The organism is Zhouia spongiae (assembly GCF_022760175.1).
GTDB lineage: Bacteria > Bacteroidota > Bacteroidia > Flavobacteriales > Flavobacteriaceae > Zhouia > Zhouia spongiae.
In genome coordinates, this window is record NZ_CP094326.1 from 1,912,285 (window position 1) to 1,926,500 (window position 14,216).

Annotated in this window: 15 protein-coding genes; all 15 read right to left on the bottom strand. The window is 33.4% G+C overall.

The genetic code is table 11. From position 1 onward, the window contains the following. Window positions 1-122: 122 nt before the first annotated feature. Window positions 123-923, bottom strand: coding sequence for a helix-turn-helix domain-containing protein (locus MQE36_RS08280; protein ID WP_242938689.1), 801 nt, complete (start codon window positions 921-923; stop codon window positions 123-125). Window positions 924-1,108: 185 nt separating this feature from the next. Beyond that, window positions 1,109-1,342, bottom strand: coding sequence for a hypothetical protein (locus MQE36_RS08285; protein ID WP_242938690.1), 234 nt, complete (start codon window positions 1,340-1,342; stop codon window positions 1,109-1,111). Between the two features lie 293 nt (window positions 1,343-1,635). Next, window positions 1,636-3,180 carry an alpha/beta hydrolase gene (locus tag MQE36_RS08290; RefSeq protein ID WP_242938691.1) on the bottom strand — a complete coding sequence of 515 codons (1,545 nt, stop codon included), beginning with the start codon at window positions 3,178-3,180 and terminating at the stop codon, window positions 1,636-1,638. Between the two features lie 199 nt (window positions 3,181-3,379). Further along, on the bottom strand, window positions 3,380-4,585 hold the full coding sequence (locus tag MQE36_RS08295) for a serine hydrolase domain-containing protein (protein WP_242938692.1): 1,206 nt from the start codon (window positions 4,583-4,585) through the stop codon (window positions 3,380-3,382). Between the two features lie 209 nt (window positions 4,586-4,794). Next, window positions 4,795-5,427 carry a hypothetical protein gene (locus MQE36_RS08300; RefSeq protein ID WP_242938693.1) on the bottom strand — a complete coding sequence of 211 codons (633 nt, stop codon included), beginning with the start codon at window positions 5,425-5,427 and terminating at the stop codon, window positions 4,795-4,797. A 123-nt stretch (window positions 5,428-5,550) separates the two neighbouring features. Further along, entirely contained in the window at window positions 5,551-6,489 is a 939-nt protein-coding gene (locus MQE36_RS08305; RefSeq protein ID WP_242938694.1) for a hypothetical protein, read from the bottom strand. Between the two features lie 182 nt (window positions 6,490-6,671). Continuing rightward, a complete protein-coding gene (locus tag MQE36_RS08310; protein WP_242938695.1) occupies window positions 6,672-7,061 on the bottom strand; it encodes a VOC family protein in 390 nt (129 codons plus the stop codon). After that, window positions 7,058-7,447 carry a nuclear transport factor 2 family protein gene (locus MQE36_RS08315; protein WP_242938696.1) on the bottom strand — a complete coding sequence of 130 codons (390 nt, stop codon included), beginning with the start codon at window positions 7,445-7,447 and terminating at the stop codon, window positions 7,058-7,060. The genes MQE36_RS08310 and MQE36_RS08315 overlap by 4 nt, the downstream gene beginning before the upstream one ends. A gap of 493 nt (window positions 7,448-7,940) precedes the next feature. Then, on the bottom strand, window positions 7,941-9,086 hold the full coding sequence (locus tag MQE36_RS08320) for a TlpA disulfide reductase family protein (protein ID WP_242938697.1): 1,146 nt from the start codon (window positions 9,084-9,086) through the stop codon (window positions 7,941-7,943). A gap of 468 nt (window positions 9,087-9,554) precedes the next feature. Beyond that, window positions 9,555-10,556, bottom strand: a complete 1,002-nt coding sequence (locus tag MQE36_RS08325) for a putative HNHc nuclease (protein ID WP_242938698.1) — start codon at window positions 10,554-10,556, stop codon at window positions 9,555-9,557. Window positions 10,557-10,664: 108 nt separating this feature from the next. Beyond that, window positions 10,665-11,546: a DUF5050 domain-containing protein gene (locus tag MQE36_RS08330; RefSeq protein ID WP_242938699.1), complete on the bottom strand. Its 882-nt coding sequence runs from the start codon at window positions 11,544-11,546 to the stop codon at window positions 10,665-10,667. 437 nt (window positions 11,547-11,983) lie between these two features. Next, complete coding sequence (locus MQE36_RS08335; RefSeq protein WP_242938700.1) at window positions 11,984-12,517, bottom strand: GNAT family N-acetyltransferase; 534 nt, start codon at window positions 12,515-12,517, stop codon at window positions 11,984-11,986. 50 nt (window positions 12,518-12,567) lie between these two features. Beyond that, the gene (locus MQE36_RS08340) at window positions 12,568-12,966 is read right to left on the bottom strand and encodes a serine hydrolase (protein WP_242938701.1); all 399 of its coding nucleotides are present in this window, start codon (window positions 12,964-12,966) and stop codon (window positions 12,568-12,570) included. After that, on the bottom strand, window positions 12,924-13,502 hold the full coding sequence (locus tag MQE36_RS08345) for an NAD(P)H-dependent oxidoreductase (RefSeq protein WP_242938702.1): 579 nt from the start codon (window positions 13,500-13,502) through the stop codon (window positions 12,924-12,926). Before MQE36_RS08345 ends, MQE36_RS08340 begins: the two co-directional genes overlap by 43 nt. 60 nt (window positions 13,503-13,562) lie before the next feature. Continuing rightward, window positions 13,563-14,126 (bottom strand): Crp/Fnr family transcriptional regulator, encoded by a 564-nt coding sequence (locus MQE36_RS08350; protein WP_242938703.1) that lies wholly within the window; start codon window positions 14,124-14,126, stop codon window positions 13,563-13,565. Window positions 14,127-14,216: the final 90 nt, after the last annotated feature.

The window sequence follows — 14,216 nt, forward strand, 5'->3', positions numbered from 1 at the left end:
CAGTTTTCAGGACCGTGGTAAATACATGAAAAGAAATCGAAACTTATATAGATATGCCCATTTAACAGCTTTTTTTGACAAAACTAAGACTATAAAAAAGACAGAAATTGTAAAAAAACGAACTACTCCTTAAATGACAAGACATAATTATCCGGGTCGAATTTACCCGGAGTTATTTTAGAAAACTGATAAAAATTATTAATAAAATGTGATTGGTCGTTGTATCCGGACTTATAACCAACCGAAGTCAGCGAGTCTTTTTGTTCGTTAAAAGCTATTTCATCAACAGAGTTTCTGAACTGAATTATTTTTGAAAATTGTTTAGGTGTCAATCCTGTTGCTTTTTTAAAACTGGATTGAATCCACCGGTCTGAATAGCCACTGTTTTTTAGTATGGCAGCGATTTTGCAGTTTCCATTATCAGCTATGATCTTTCTGCATATCACTTCAATCGCATTTTGCTCGCTGTTATGTTTTTCAAAGTTGAGAAAATAGTTTTCTGTTGTTTCAATAACATCTTCTAAAACAGATGAAGCATTGAGACTGATGTCTTTACCGAATAATTTGTTATTGGGGACACTTTCTGAAATGGTATCGACAAAATTTTTAAAATCACTTTGAGGGTGATAAGAAAAATACCAGGGGTTTAGTTGTACCAGAACCAGTTTGGAATTTTCTAAAAGAGTCAGGGTTATATATTCTGTAAGTTGAGAACAGAGATAGATTCCCTGATTAAACCGATATTTTTCATTTTTTAGATATACCCGGGCCCCATTGCCAACAAGCAGAGCAAAATTGAAACAACCGTTAGGTAAAATGTTCAGGTTATGGATTTGAGTTTTTTCCAGGCTATTATCTAATGCCCATATTTTATTTACAAATCGGGATTTATGCTTTAATTGATGTTCAGAGTATAAGTTCAAAATATTTTACCCGATAATCGGGGTTTAATGCTCCGATGCTTGTTCTTATGAAATGTTCCTAAAGGAATTTCACAGGGCTTGCACCGAAATGTTTTTTAAGTTTTTCCTTTTAATGCCTCGTGAGCTTGCTCCATGGTCGTTTGCTGTGACTTTTAGCGATTGTACCCGACAGCACTTGGCACGTCTTAAATCAGACGGAGTGCTTCTAATTCTTTTTTTAGGGTTTTATAGCTTTTCAGTTTTTGTTCAATTATATTTTCATTCACCATCATCGGTTTTATGTTCTCAGGTTTTGAATTGTTTAAGACATCAACAACTTTTATACTAAACTCATCTCCTATATTTAATTCTTTTTTTGAAAACCATGTTAGTAGGTTATTGTTGTCTCTGTCATATCCTGTAAAAATTAATTCTGCCATATTTGATGTTTTTTTCCTGATATTTTATTTATAAGTATTTGCAGGCTACCGTTCTCTAAAGAGGTTGATATTGTTTGGTAATCTATTGTTAATTCAAGACCAATCATAGTTTTCATCTTTGCTTTAAATTGTTATTCTGATTCTGGTACGGCGGTTAACGACTCTATAAATACTACATGGTGTTTATTTCCAATAATGTTTCTAAAATACCTTAAACAAATAAGAAAACAATAGAAAAGTTTAGAGGTGTCATATTCTTTAATTAACGGCTTGCGCAACGATTACCACCTTTGTTAATGACGGGCTTTATTTTTCAATTGTTTTAATCGGTTGATCGCATTTTGGTTTTCAGGATTCAATTCCAACGACTTTTTAAAGTTAGTGATTGCATTTCCAAAATCCTTTTGGATCAAATAGGCTTCAGCCAGGCTGTCATATAAATTTGCCGATTTCGGATAAATGTGAACAGCTAATAAAAACACGTTTATGCCTTGTTCGCTTCTTTCAGGATCAAACGACAATCTCAACCCAAGAGAATTTAACATGCCTTCTTCTAGTTTCAGGTTTGGATGCATTGCCAATGTTTCTTTATACAGCGGGATTAATTCTTTATAACCTTGGTGCAATGCCAGATCATTGAAGTCCTTATAATTAAACGCTGTTACAAGAGATTTCTTCATTTTTTTTGAAATCCTACTTTTAGGAAAACCATTTTTATCAGGACTGTTTTCAATAAATTCCTTTGCCCTCTCTTTATTTTTCAGGGTAGCATTTAAAAAATATAAGGTATGTTCAGACAGCTGTTTGTAAGAATCCATTATTTGATGGTCACTCTTGTCTTGTCTTTTATCCCGGTTACCAAATAAAACACCAAAAGAACTAAAATAAGAATGTGTAAGGTCGTGGAATTTATAACTATAAACATTACTATATTTTAAGGAATCGAAAAGCTGGAATTTAAAATTTAATTCTGCCGGAATCTTATCTTCCTTTAAAACAATCTCCGGGATGTTCTTTTGGGCAAAATGAGCATATGGGATATGCAGCTTGTTTAAATCAAAATAGGCCGATTTTTCCATTACATCATACCTGTATCTTTCAGTACCATCTAAACTTACCAAAGCTTTAATTTTCGGATTTTTCATTACGGTAATGACATTAGACAATCCACCGAAACTAAATCCCATCAATGCAACGTTACCCAAATCTATATTTTTGTATCTATGAATTTCTTTTAAAAGGAACTCCACATCCCTGGATTGTGTTTCCATATCTTTTGCAGTACCGCCTTCCAGCCATCTTGTATGTGTGCCTCTTGACGGACTTGATATAACCACAAAACCATTGCTGGCTAAATATTCGAATAAAGCAAAATTTTCAATTGACGACGCCTGGTAACTAGGTGCATAAACAACTACGGGAAATTTCCCCTCTAAAAAAGAAGCATCAGAAAAAGCAACTGCTTTTTCAGAAAGATGGCCTTTGTTTTCGGGTGTATTCCATAAATAAGGGAACCAATCCAATAAAAATTCATTTGGGATGTTTTTCCATTCTTCCTCTTCTTTTAAAACCTCTAAATATTCTAGAACAGTGAATTGCTTGCTGTCAGTGTTTTTTATGGAGGCAGGATACCAAATGCTAACAGGTATTGGCCTGTAGATAAATTGATTATTAAACTCATTTCTAATTTGATAGGTTCTGGTACTATCGATAGTCGTATAGTGTCTGAATCCTACTTTATAGTCTCCGACAGCCAAGTTGATTTTTTTTAGCGATGTTTGCCCATCTATCGAACTTATTTGAAAGAATATTAAGATTACTAAAATTGTTGTGCGCATTATTTCAAAATGTAAATTCTATTCTAAAGATTGGGTAATTCAATGATTGTTACGGTTTTTAGCTTGCCGGTAAGCACCGGTAATATGTAAGTTAGCGAAAATTTTCGGTTTATCACAGGCGGTAGCGGGTGGGTTCAAATACCGTGGTCTCTGGCTGCCGAAGGCGTCGGTAAATTGGCATCGGTTATTTTTAGTTGTGTTATTCACGCATCCACATAGCCGGCCAATGGTATTCTTTAGAAACAGCCCTGACAATTTCGTGAATTAACGGGAAGCCATTATCAGAATTAGTCATAATTACAACTCCACGTCCCCTATTGGCAAAAGAAACGGCATAGCATCTGAATCCAACATTCCCGCCAGTATGCCTGAAACGAAAAGCATCCCCGTCTCCATCTATTCCAATTCCTGTTCCTCCGGCACCAGGAACCCTTTTCATCATTAATTGAGCAGACTCCTGTTTTAATATTCCGCCGTCTTCACCCCTGTAAGACTTGCCCAGAGCTATCATAAACTGTGCTAAATCTGATGGGGTGCTCCATAATCCGGCTGCGGCTTTTTCAGGATATAAATAATAACCTCCGTCTATAACAATTCCATCGGGGTTATAACCATTTGTGGTTAGGTTGTTTAGTTTTTCAGGTAGCGGATCATCAAAAGAACTACTTTTCATTCCGGTCGGTTCAAAAATCAGGTCTTTTGTTAATTGAGAAAATTCTTGTCCGCTGACATCCTCTATTAGCAGTTGTAATACCTGCATTCCTCCACCCGAATAAGATTCCGATTCGCCTGGTTCCCGGACCACCCTGACAGGTTCTGAGTTCGTTATATTGCTTCCTTGCAACACCTGCACTAAAGATGGAATACGGTTTTTTTTATTGTATCCTTGAAAACCAGATGTGCTCAATCCGGAAGTATGGCTCATAATTCTTCTTGGAGTCACTTTTTCTTTCTTAGTGAATTTGTTTTCAGGAACTTGCCATTTTTTCAGTTTTATATTAACATCTTCATCCAGTAAAATTTTTTCTTCTTCAATTAATTTAAATGCCGTTACACTGGCAACGGGTTTAGAAATCGATGCAGCCTGGAAGATCGTATTTTCATGTACTCTTTCACCCGTTACTTTGTTTTTTATTCCATATCCTTTTGCCCAGAGAATTTTATTGTTGTCAAAAACAGCGATGCTGACCCCCGGGATATTCAGCTCTTTCATTCGCGATTCAATAGTAATTGACAGAGAATCGCTTTTGCCGTTTTCATCGATGCGGTAAATGTTGTTTTCGACTTGATTTTGTAGTGTTATGGTTTCTGTATTTGTAGTATTGATCGTTTCTTTTTTCTTTTCTGATCGACACGATAATAAAGAGAATGTTATAATAACCAGGCTAATAATGACTTTGTTCATTTAAGATTTATTTAGTGTTCTTTATAAAGACGATATTTATTTTCGGATGTTACAATTAATTATTGTAGCAACGGTAAATGTTCAATAGTAGCCATGATGTCCGCTATATTGATACCTCTCCGGTATTGCCCTGAATAAATAAGGAAAAACGATTAAATGCCTTGGTTATAGTGTGTTTTATATAATGACTTGTGTAATGAATACTGTTGTTAGCGAGGTGTTTTTGTTTTTCGTTCAAAGATTTCAACGTTTGTAACCTTTCCCTTGTTCAAGTCATAAATAAACCTACCGACAATGTCGTATGAGTTGTCTATAATTTCCCATTGATGGTTGTTTAGTTGACGAGTTTTAATCAATGAAGATGTAATGTTTGCCTTGGTATTGAAAACTGCCAGTTTAACGGCTCCTCTATTCCGTGAATAATATATGGTTTTAAATGTTGATACTTCCGTTATGGGGTCAATCCATAACAGTTTAGACAAAGGTACGTTTGCATCTAAGTTAAAATCATCCAGGTTATTGTTTATTTCGCTAAAGTCGACTTTCTCATATGCTGTAATATCGAATTTAAAGTCAGGATTATCTTCATAGCTTTCTAATATATGCTCCCGGTGTGTTTTAATTTTGCCTTTATTTTCAGATATGAAATGGTCAATAAGTACTATGAGACTGTCATTTTTACTGAAATTTAATTTATAAATTTTCTCATCGTCATATTTTTCTAATTCATAATTCAGATTATAACGGAATTTGTTTAATTCTCGTTCAAATTCTTTTTCTTGTCCATAACTATAAAAAACTATGAATACGGATAATACAATAATTAAGTATGTTTTGTTCATTCAATTTGAGATAATAGCCCCAACAAGGGCATATGTTTTATGTTAACTATGCCTGTAATATTAATAGCTCTCCGAAAATACCCCAACCAAGTAAGAAAAACAATAAACGGACTTAAAAGGTGTTTAATTTTTATCTTGTTCGTAACATTCGTAACTCGAATTAATTTTTCTAAAATAATCGTCTAAAGGTTCAAGTCCCATTTTTTCTCTTTCAGTCTCTGCTTTTTCACAATCACAAATTGTGATTTCTTTGTTACTTGATTTACGGTAGGACCCTAATACATAACAATTATAAATAATGATTGAATTTCTTCTTTTCCGTTCTCCTATTTTCTGGGGATTTATATAATCTAAGGGATACGCTACATTGTATGGCGACAAATCTCCTTTTAGAATTGCAGAAATTAAAATAGGCTTTAAGTTGTTAACTTCTTCTTCTGAAAAATGATGTAACATAATAGTGATCTCACCAAATGCGTATTTTCCGTTTTCATTTCCATCTCCAATGGTAAATCTACCTGGCCATTCGCCATTATTTTGTTCTATGATTTTTAAAAGATGTTTGTAATTTTCATTATCTGCCTTCTTCATTTTTTTAGTACTCCCAAAAACAGGGTGTCTTACGGCCTGGTCTTTTGCTACCATTTTAATAAGTTCTTCTCTTAGCCTTAGATCGAGTGAATTCAGATATTGTTCTCTTATCGATTCATATTCTTTTTTTAACTCTTTCCATTTTTTAGACTTTTTGAATGTAGAAAGACTTTTCTTAATCATCTTTTTAGTCAGACCAGCTAAAATTCCGTTTTTCAAGTATTCATAAGATTGCTGATTGTTATTTAACTTTTCCGAGTTTATAGAAGCTGACAAATAATCATCTTTAAATGGCTTCTCAACAAGTCGAAATGCGATTTGATAAAGCGAATCTGATTTTTTAAAATTCTCGTCGAGATTTGCGATCTCAGCTTTGTTGATTGTTTTGTAATAATCCAAGTAATTTTGAGCAGGTATTTTCTGAATTACGAAGAGTAAAATTGTAATTGATAATGCTAATGTTTTGTTCATTCAATTTGAGATAATAGCCCCAACAAGGGTATATGTTTTATGTTAACTATGCCTGTAATATTAATAGCTCTCCGAAAATACCCCAACCAAGTAAGAAAAACAATAAGATAGATTCATTACAGGCTTTTTTGTATTATCGGTGGGTTGTGCAACAACTATCATTTTTGTTGGCAACTGACTTTTTATCCCTCATATTTATGATATTCGGTTATAGTCAAATAATATCCGTCCGGGTCTCGTAATGAAAATTCCTTTTTCGTCGAATTTGGGTTGATGTGTATTTCTTCTTCTATCGGATAGTCTATTTTTTCAATATTCGCCCGGATAATGTCCAACTTGTCCGTTTTGTAGTAAATAATAAGTCCGTTTCCTGGTGTAATGTTCGGGTTTGTCATCGTTGGATGTTCGTGTTCTCCCCATTTATGAAGGCAAATTAAAATTTCTCCATTTTCATCTTCGAGTACAGCAAATTCATTTCCTTCGTGCGTTCTCTTACAGTCAAATACTTTTTGATACCATTTTGCACTCTCATTAACATCCTTCACGGCTAATATCGGGTCAATTTTAGTCATTGTTCAATCTGGATTTCAATCACGTATGATGTTATTGAATTTATTTTTACGCCTTTTGCTCCTTTAAATCTGTAAAAGTCCGAAAAAGCATATTTCTTCCCGTTTTGCATTGTCATAATTCCGTTAGCGGCTCCTTCTTTTCCGTGTGATAAAACTTGGCTAATTGTTAACTCGGCCGCTTTTTCAGATTTCATTTGTTCTAATTCCCCGGTAAATTTTTCTTTTCCCTCTATTTTTTTGTCTCCAATTATATTCCAAACAATTTCATCCGTTACGTTTTCAGTAATAAACTTCATGTCTCCTTTTGCAAAAGCAATATTGAAGTCTTTTAGAAATTCCATTTTCGGCGAGTTCCCACAATTTGGACTTGAAATAATTTTTGTCATTTGCTAAATGTTTGATTTCTTCAGTTCGATTTTCAGCTTGTTGCCAATGTTAAATGTATAGAGTTATAAGGGGTTCGGACTTCAAATCTGTCGAGATATCACCCAGAGTTGACGCGAATGATACCACTCACAAACCATAGAAACCCTTATGTACTATCCCCATTGTGCCTGTTGCACAAGTTAGCAAAATTTGATACAGGGCAGATAATCTCCTTTCATTAGCTGCTTATAGTGTAGTATGTAAGGTAAAAAACAGTATCGGGAGAAGTTGTTCCATCATTTAAAAAGCACACTAAAAGTGGAGCGGCAAGTATGCAAGATGCGAGTTTTTCTTTAAAAGGGATCATACAACGTATTTTACTTCTTTTTAAACCATTCGATGTTAGCTTACAACTAAATTATACCACAAAATAAAAGCCCTTAAAAGGGCTTATTTGGATCTTGTATTTATACAATTAATGGGCTGTGCAACGGTTATCGGTGTTGTGAGCTGTTATTTTTTTGATAAGTATTTTTCTAATCGGCCTATAATACTACCCTTTCCATAACCACTCCACTTGTCAATTATAATTCCTTCAGGGTTAATTAGCACAAAAGTTGGAATCCCTTGAATTCCATATTTTATGGACGTTTCACTATATCTGCCTTTCCCGTCCCAAATACTATTCCAAGTTACTTTGTCTCTCTCTAAGGATTTTAGCCAAACATCTTTTTTAGGGTCTTGGGTGAAACTGACTATTTTTAAAAAGTCAGAATACTTACTGTTGATTTCAATTAATTCATCTGCTGCTTGAATACAAGGGCCACAATAGGCAGCCGTAAAGTCAAGAAGGGTGTATTCACCTCTAATATTTGAAAACTTAACCTGTTCGCCCTTTTGATTTATTCCTTCAAAATCGTGAAATTTATCTCCAATTTTAGCAATATTCTCTCTAAGAAATACTTCAACGACTTTGGCATATTTGCTTTCTTTTATTTGAGTTGTATAATTTTCAAATATTTTCCGTATTGTGTCTTTTGGTAATTGATTTTTTAAATAGCCAAGTTCTATTACACTTGTATAAGTGTCAGGATGTGATTTTATATAGTTAATTCGTGAAACCTGTGTAATACTATCTATTTTTCCAATTTCCCTCCAAATTTCTGCTCCTATTTCTTGTTGCTTATCTTGTGGAAGTTTCATAAATGATTTTACCAAAGAATCTCTTTTTATGTTGTTTTCTTTTGTAAGACTTTGAGAGTAGTTAAAATCCTCTTGAGTTTTTGAACCTTTAATTTTTACGTTCCAAGGAAAGTCAGATATATCTCCTTTAACTGTAATGTTGTCATTTCCAATCAGAAGATTTGTATATACGAATTTTTTGTCAACGGTAGTATTTAACCAAATCTGTTCAGGTGGACTAGATAGATAACCTTCAAATTTAAAACTGCCATTTTCTACTATTGTGCTATCAAAAACGGCATCAGTAGCCAAGTTTCTTAAATAAAATTTAGTTCCATCCGGAAATCCACTTACTTGTCCTAAAATTGTGAATTTGTTTTCTTTTTCATTACAAGCATTTATAAAAACAATAAAGCTTGCAAATAAAATTAATTTGATTGATATTCTCATTTTGTTTTGTTCGGGTTTGTATTCCATAATGGCTCACAACGGTTTGGCTATGATTTCGGCGTGGAATCGTCCGCAGGACTATTCAGCAGAGAAATCAGCTTAAATATATGTTTTACTTTTTGTTTTCGTACTGTCGCTGCGCTGAATTATCCCCATTCTACCTGTTACGCAAGTTAGCAAAATTTGATACAGGGCTGATAATCTCCTTTCATTAGCTGCTTATAGTGTAGTATGTAAGGTAAAAAACAGTATCGGGAGAAGTTGTTCCATCATTTAAAAAGCACACTAAAAGTGGAGCGGCAAGTATGCAAGATGCGAGTTTTTCTTTAAAAGGGATCATACGACGTATTTTACTTCTTTTTAAACCATTCGATGTTAGCTTACAACTAAATTATACCACAAAATAAAAGCCCTTAAAAGGGCTTATTTGGATCTTGTTTTTATAAAATTAGGGATGTGTGCAACGGTTACCATCTTTGTTGGCAACTGCTATTTTTAGTAAATATTAATACTTCTGTAGCTATAAAATCCACTACTATTATCCAAAATAGATTCGGTTTTCGTGTTTACATTTATTTTATATAAAGTTCCAATGTCCACTAAAACTTCATTGGTTTCACTCAAATAAATAATTTCCGAGTCAGAAAAAGAGTTTAGATTATCAAACTCTTTTAATATTTCTATTTCTTGTCCATTATTTATATTTACTTCAACGATTCCATAAAAAGTAAACTCTCCCAGATTTGGGTCATAGGTTCTCTTAACTGCAAATATTCGACCATTCCTACCAACAGTAATTGATTCATAATGATTAATATTCACGGTTTTTTTAGTCCCTGAATTAGCATTAATTTTTATTAATTGGTCAATCGCATTAGAAACAAAAGAAGTTCTTCTGGGAATTAATAATTCATTTGTGTCGTATGAATATAATATTCCAGATATACCTGTTTTGTCATTACTTGGAGCACTTTCTATTGCTTCAAATATTTCTATAGTTGACATTTTTGATGCGTTTTCTGGATCAATTTCCACTAAATTTATTGATTTAAGTTCAGTATTATCAACAATGCGTTCAAAACCAAACAATTTTCCATTTCCAGCAATTATTGTACTATAATTTTCTGAACTAATGGTAATTTCTTCTCTAGTATCAATATTGACTTTTATTATTTGAGGCCCAATCCCATTTTCATAAACATTTCTTCTGATGAACAATTGATTAGTTGTGTTAAAATATGTAAAATCGAAATCAACGCTAGCTTGCATTGGTTCAAAATCTAAAAATGTTGAAATTGATAATCCTCTATCAGGATTTACTTCAACGATTTTTAAATCACTACCCATTCCGTCAATTGCTAATAATTTGCTTTTCGATTGACTTGGGGTGTTTTCGTTTCCGTCGTCATTACTACAGTTGAATAGTAATAGAGATAATGTAATTAAGAGTGTGCTTTTAAGGTAAGATTTTAGTTTTTTTGATTCTGTTTGTTTCATAATTTTATTTGGGTTTCAGTGAGGCATAGTTGTTGCCAACGTTGATGTATATGAAGCGTTGTGACCGAATGGGAGCTATGATTTTATATACAATGTTGTAGGTAGCTTCTATTTTAGCCATGAAGGTTGAGACCCATTATCAATAATTTTCTTTAATAATGAGCCATCCTTGTTCATCAAATAGAGATCAAAATACTTTTCTGTTTCCGATGCAAAAATGACTTTGGAGCCATCTGGAGACCAGCAAGGGTTCCAGTCGGCAACCTCGTTGAATGTCAGCCGTTGTTGATTAGAACCATTTATATTCATAACATAAATTTCTTGATTCCCATCCCTGTCCGAAATAAAAACTATTTGCTTGCCATTGGGAGAAGCCCTAGGTTCCCAATCTTCTGCAGTATTATTGGTTAACATCATGATTTTACTACCGTCACTATTGGCAATGCAAATTTCACTGTTTGGGCTTTTGGAGTGAAAAAGTATTCGTCCATCTTGCAAAAAACTTGGTGAAACACCGCTTAGTTCTTTTATTTGGGTTAATTGACTACCATCAGAATTTATAACCCAGATTTCTTCATGCCAAACATTTTCTGAATCTTGATATTCTCTTGCGAAAGCTATTTTTGTTCCATCTGGAGACCATGCAGGAGAACTGTCCCATTTATTTTTATCATTAGTTAATCGTTTCCGATTTGTACCATCAATATTCATAGTATGGATGGACCATGTTTTATTTTCATCGTATTTTGCATAGAAAGCGATCTGTTTTCCGTCAGGTGACCATTCAGGGTAGCCGTGATCACCTGAATAATTTGTAATATTAATTTTAGATTTTCCTTCGGTATCGGTCAGAAGAATTTCTCTATTATTTGATTCTTTCGATGAATAGGCAATCCTATGTTCTTTTTCGTTACAAGACGAAAGAATAGTAAATGAAACCAGTGGTAGAAACATTCTTAAAATTCTAAATTTTGGTATCGGTATTTTCATTTTATTTCTAGTTTAAAAATTACCTACAATGGTTCGTGTATGGTTTGTTGCGTTGGTTTGGTCACTAATTTAGCAAATAAAACTGGCAATAGTTCAGCGCGAGGATTTTCCAAAAAGGAAAATCAGAAGCAATGAATTATCCCCATTGTACCTGTTACGCAAGTTAGCAAAATTTGATACAGGGCTGATAATCTCCTTTCATTAGCTGCTTATAGTGTAGTATGCAAGGTAAAAACAGTATCGGGAAAAGTTGTTCCATCATTTAAAAAGCACACTAAAAGTGGAGCGGCAAGTATGCAAGATGCGAGTTTTTCTTTAAAAGGGATCATACAACGTATTTCACACCTTTTTAAGCCATTCAATGTTAGCTTACAACTAGACGATACCACAAAGTAAAAGCCCTTAAAAGGGCTTGTTGAGATCCTGTTTTTATACAATTAATGGGCTGTGCAACGGTGACCGATATTGGCTGACTTATTTTTTTCATTGAGATTTAGTTCAAGGATTTCTCCAGGCAGTCCATCAAAGTCTTTAAACTCTTTTGAATTGAAACCATTATTTGTCAAAATTTTCCTTGATGGTATGTTCTTGGGGTCGATTATTGCAAAAATTCGTTTTATAGAATTTTGCCTTCTACCTATTTCGATTAACTTTTTTCCGACTAATGTTGCAATTCCCTTTCTCCAATATTCAGGCAAAACCATATATCCAAGTTCTGCCTCTTCATCGTTGGTTTCTTTTATTTCCAATTTTGCTAATCCCAAAAACTCATTTGTTTCTGCTTTGAGGATTTTGAAGTTTCCAAAGTTTGGTTGAAGTTTATTGTTTTCTAACAGTATTTTAAAATCTTTCTTGGCTTCTTTCAGCCCAATTGCTCTTTCGGTAATCATTTCCATTACCTTTTCATTGCTTACTAACTGAAAATACTTGTCAAAGTCTGATTTTGTGAATTTTTCTAATTTTATTTCCATAAATTTTCTTCAATGTTTGTTTCCTGTATGGCCGTGTTATACAACGTTATTTATTCATCATCAAGGATCATACTTGCAATTTGTACATTCATTTGATTTGAACTGATTGTCCAGTTTAAAGAGCCATTGGTTAACACAATCACAATAACCTTTTCATTGGTTTGTTCATTCCAATAATACATGAAAGAGGAAATTCCAGCACCGCCATGTCTAGCCGTTCTATAACCATCTTGAAGCTTATATGATTCCCAACCTAATCTAAAATAGCTATCTTTTCCGTTGTTTAACTTTACAGGTGTCCAAATTTCTTTGAGTTGTTTTTCTGTTAAGATCTTTTCTTTTTGAATGGCTTGGAACCACTTTATCAAATCTCCTATAGTGATATTTAATCCAGTATAAGCAGTAACTATCCGAGCCTTTCTCCTAACAAGAAGATCTTTTTCAACCACTTTCCCCTGAAATCAGAACTCGAATTTTTAATAGGTGCAATATAAGTTAACTTAACTGGGTTTATTCCGCAAAATTGTAAAGTTCCTTTTTTTAATTGATTAATAGCCGGTCTTTTCATAATTAAAAAATCGTACCATTTTGGCGTGTCAGCTGTAATAATCAAATGTGCAGACTTTCCTTTCAAGAGTTTTTCTGGTAATGGTTTTCCTTCAACTGGTTGGTAGGTGATTCCGGGAAGAAATGTTCTGTCGATAAAACCTTTCATTAGTGCAGGATATCCATACCACCATATTGGAAATAACCATACAATATGGTCTGCTTTTTTTATCTTGTCAATAGCATCAATCAAATCTGGTTCTAATTCCATTCTTTTTCGATAACCAAATGTTAGATTGGGATTAAACTTCAATTCAGAAATGTTAATTTGGGACAATGTTGCATTTGTTTTGTTGACTCCCTTTATGTAAGCCTCTGATAATGCATGATTAAAACTTTCTTTATCAGGATGACCATTAATTATTAAAACCTGTTTCATATTTGTTCTCTGTTTTTCACAAAGAACTATACAATTAAACTTCTTTGGAAGGACATTTGTCTAATTCGAAATCAACCTTCTTATTCGACTCAAATGTCTTTGAGTAATGCCCAAATAAGAAGAAAGGAAATTGAGAGGAATTAATTGTAAAAATTCTGGATGGTTCGTAAGTAAATCACGATAACGTTTTTCAGCTGTTTCTTTTTGTAATAAAAAAATTCTCTTTTCCATTTTGATATATTCCTGTTCCGCTATATGTTTAAAAAACCTTAACCAGTTAGTGCTTGATTGCTCTAATTCTAAAATCTCATTTCTTGATATTATTAATATCTCAATATCCGTTAAAGCTTGAATATTCTCAACAGTTTCATTTTGCGATAGGAATGAAGAATAGGCACTCACAAATGAATTGGAAAAGGTAAAGCAGTACGTTACCTCTTCTTCCGATGATGAATGATAAAATGACCTGAATAAGCCGGAAGTTACAAACCCCACTTCTTTACAGATTTGACCTTTTTTGATGAAAAAATCTCCTTTTTTCAACGTTCTGTTAACAACCTTTTTTTCAAATGAATCAATTTCATCTTTTGTCAGTATGTCAAATGTTTCTAAAAAGTCCCTCATTTTTTAATTACTGTATAAGGTTCGTACAACCATCAGTTACGAGATTAAAGTTAATAATTTTTGGTGTGTAACAGGGGTATGTATATTGAA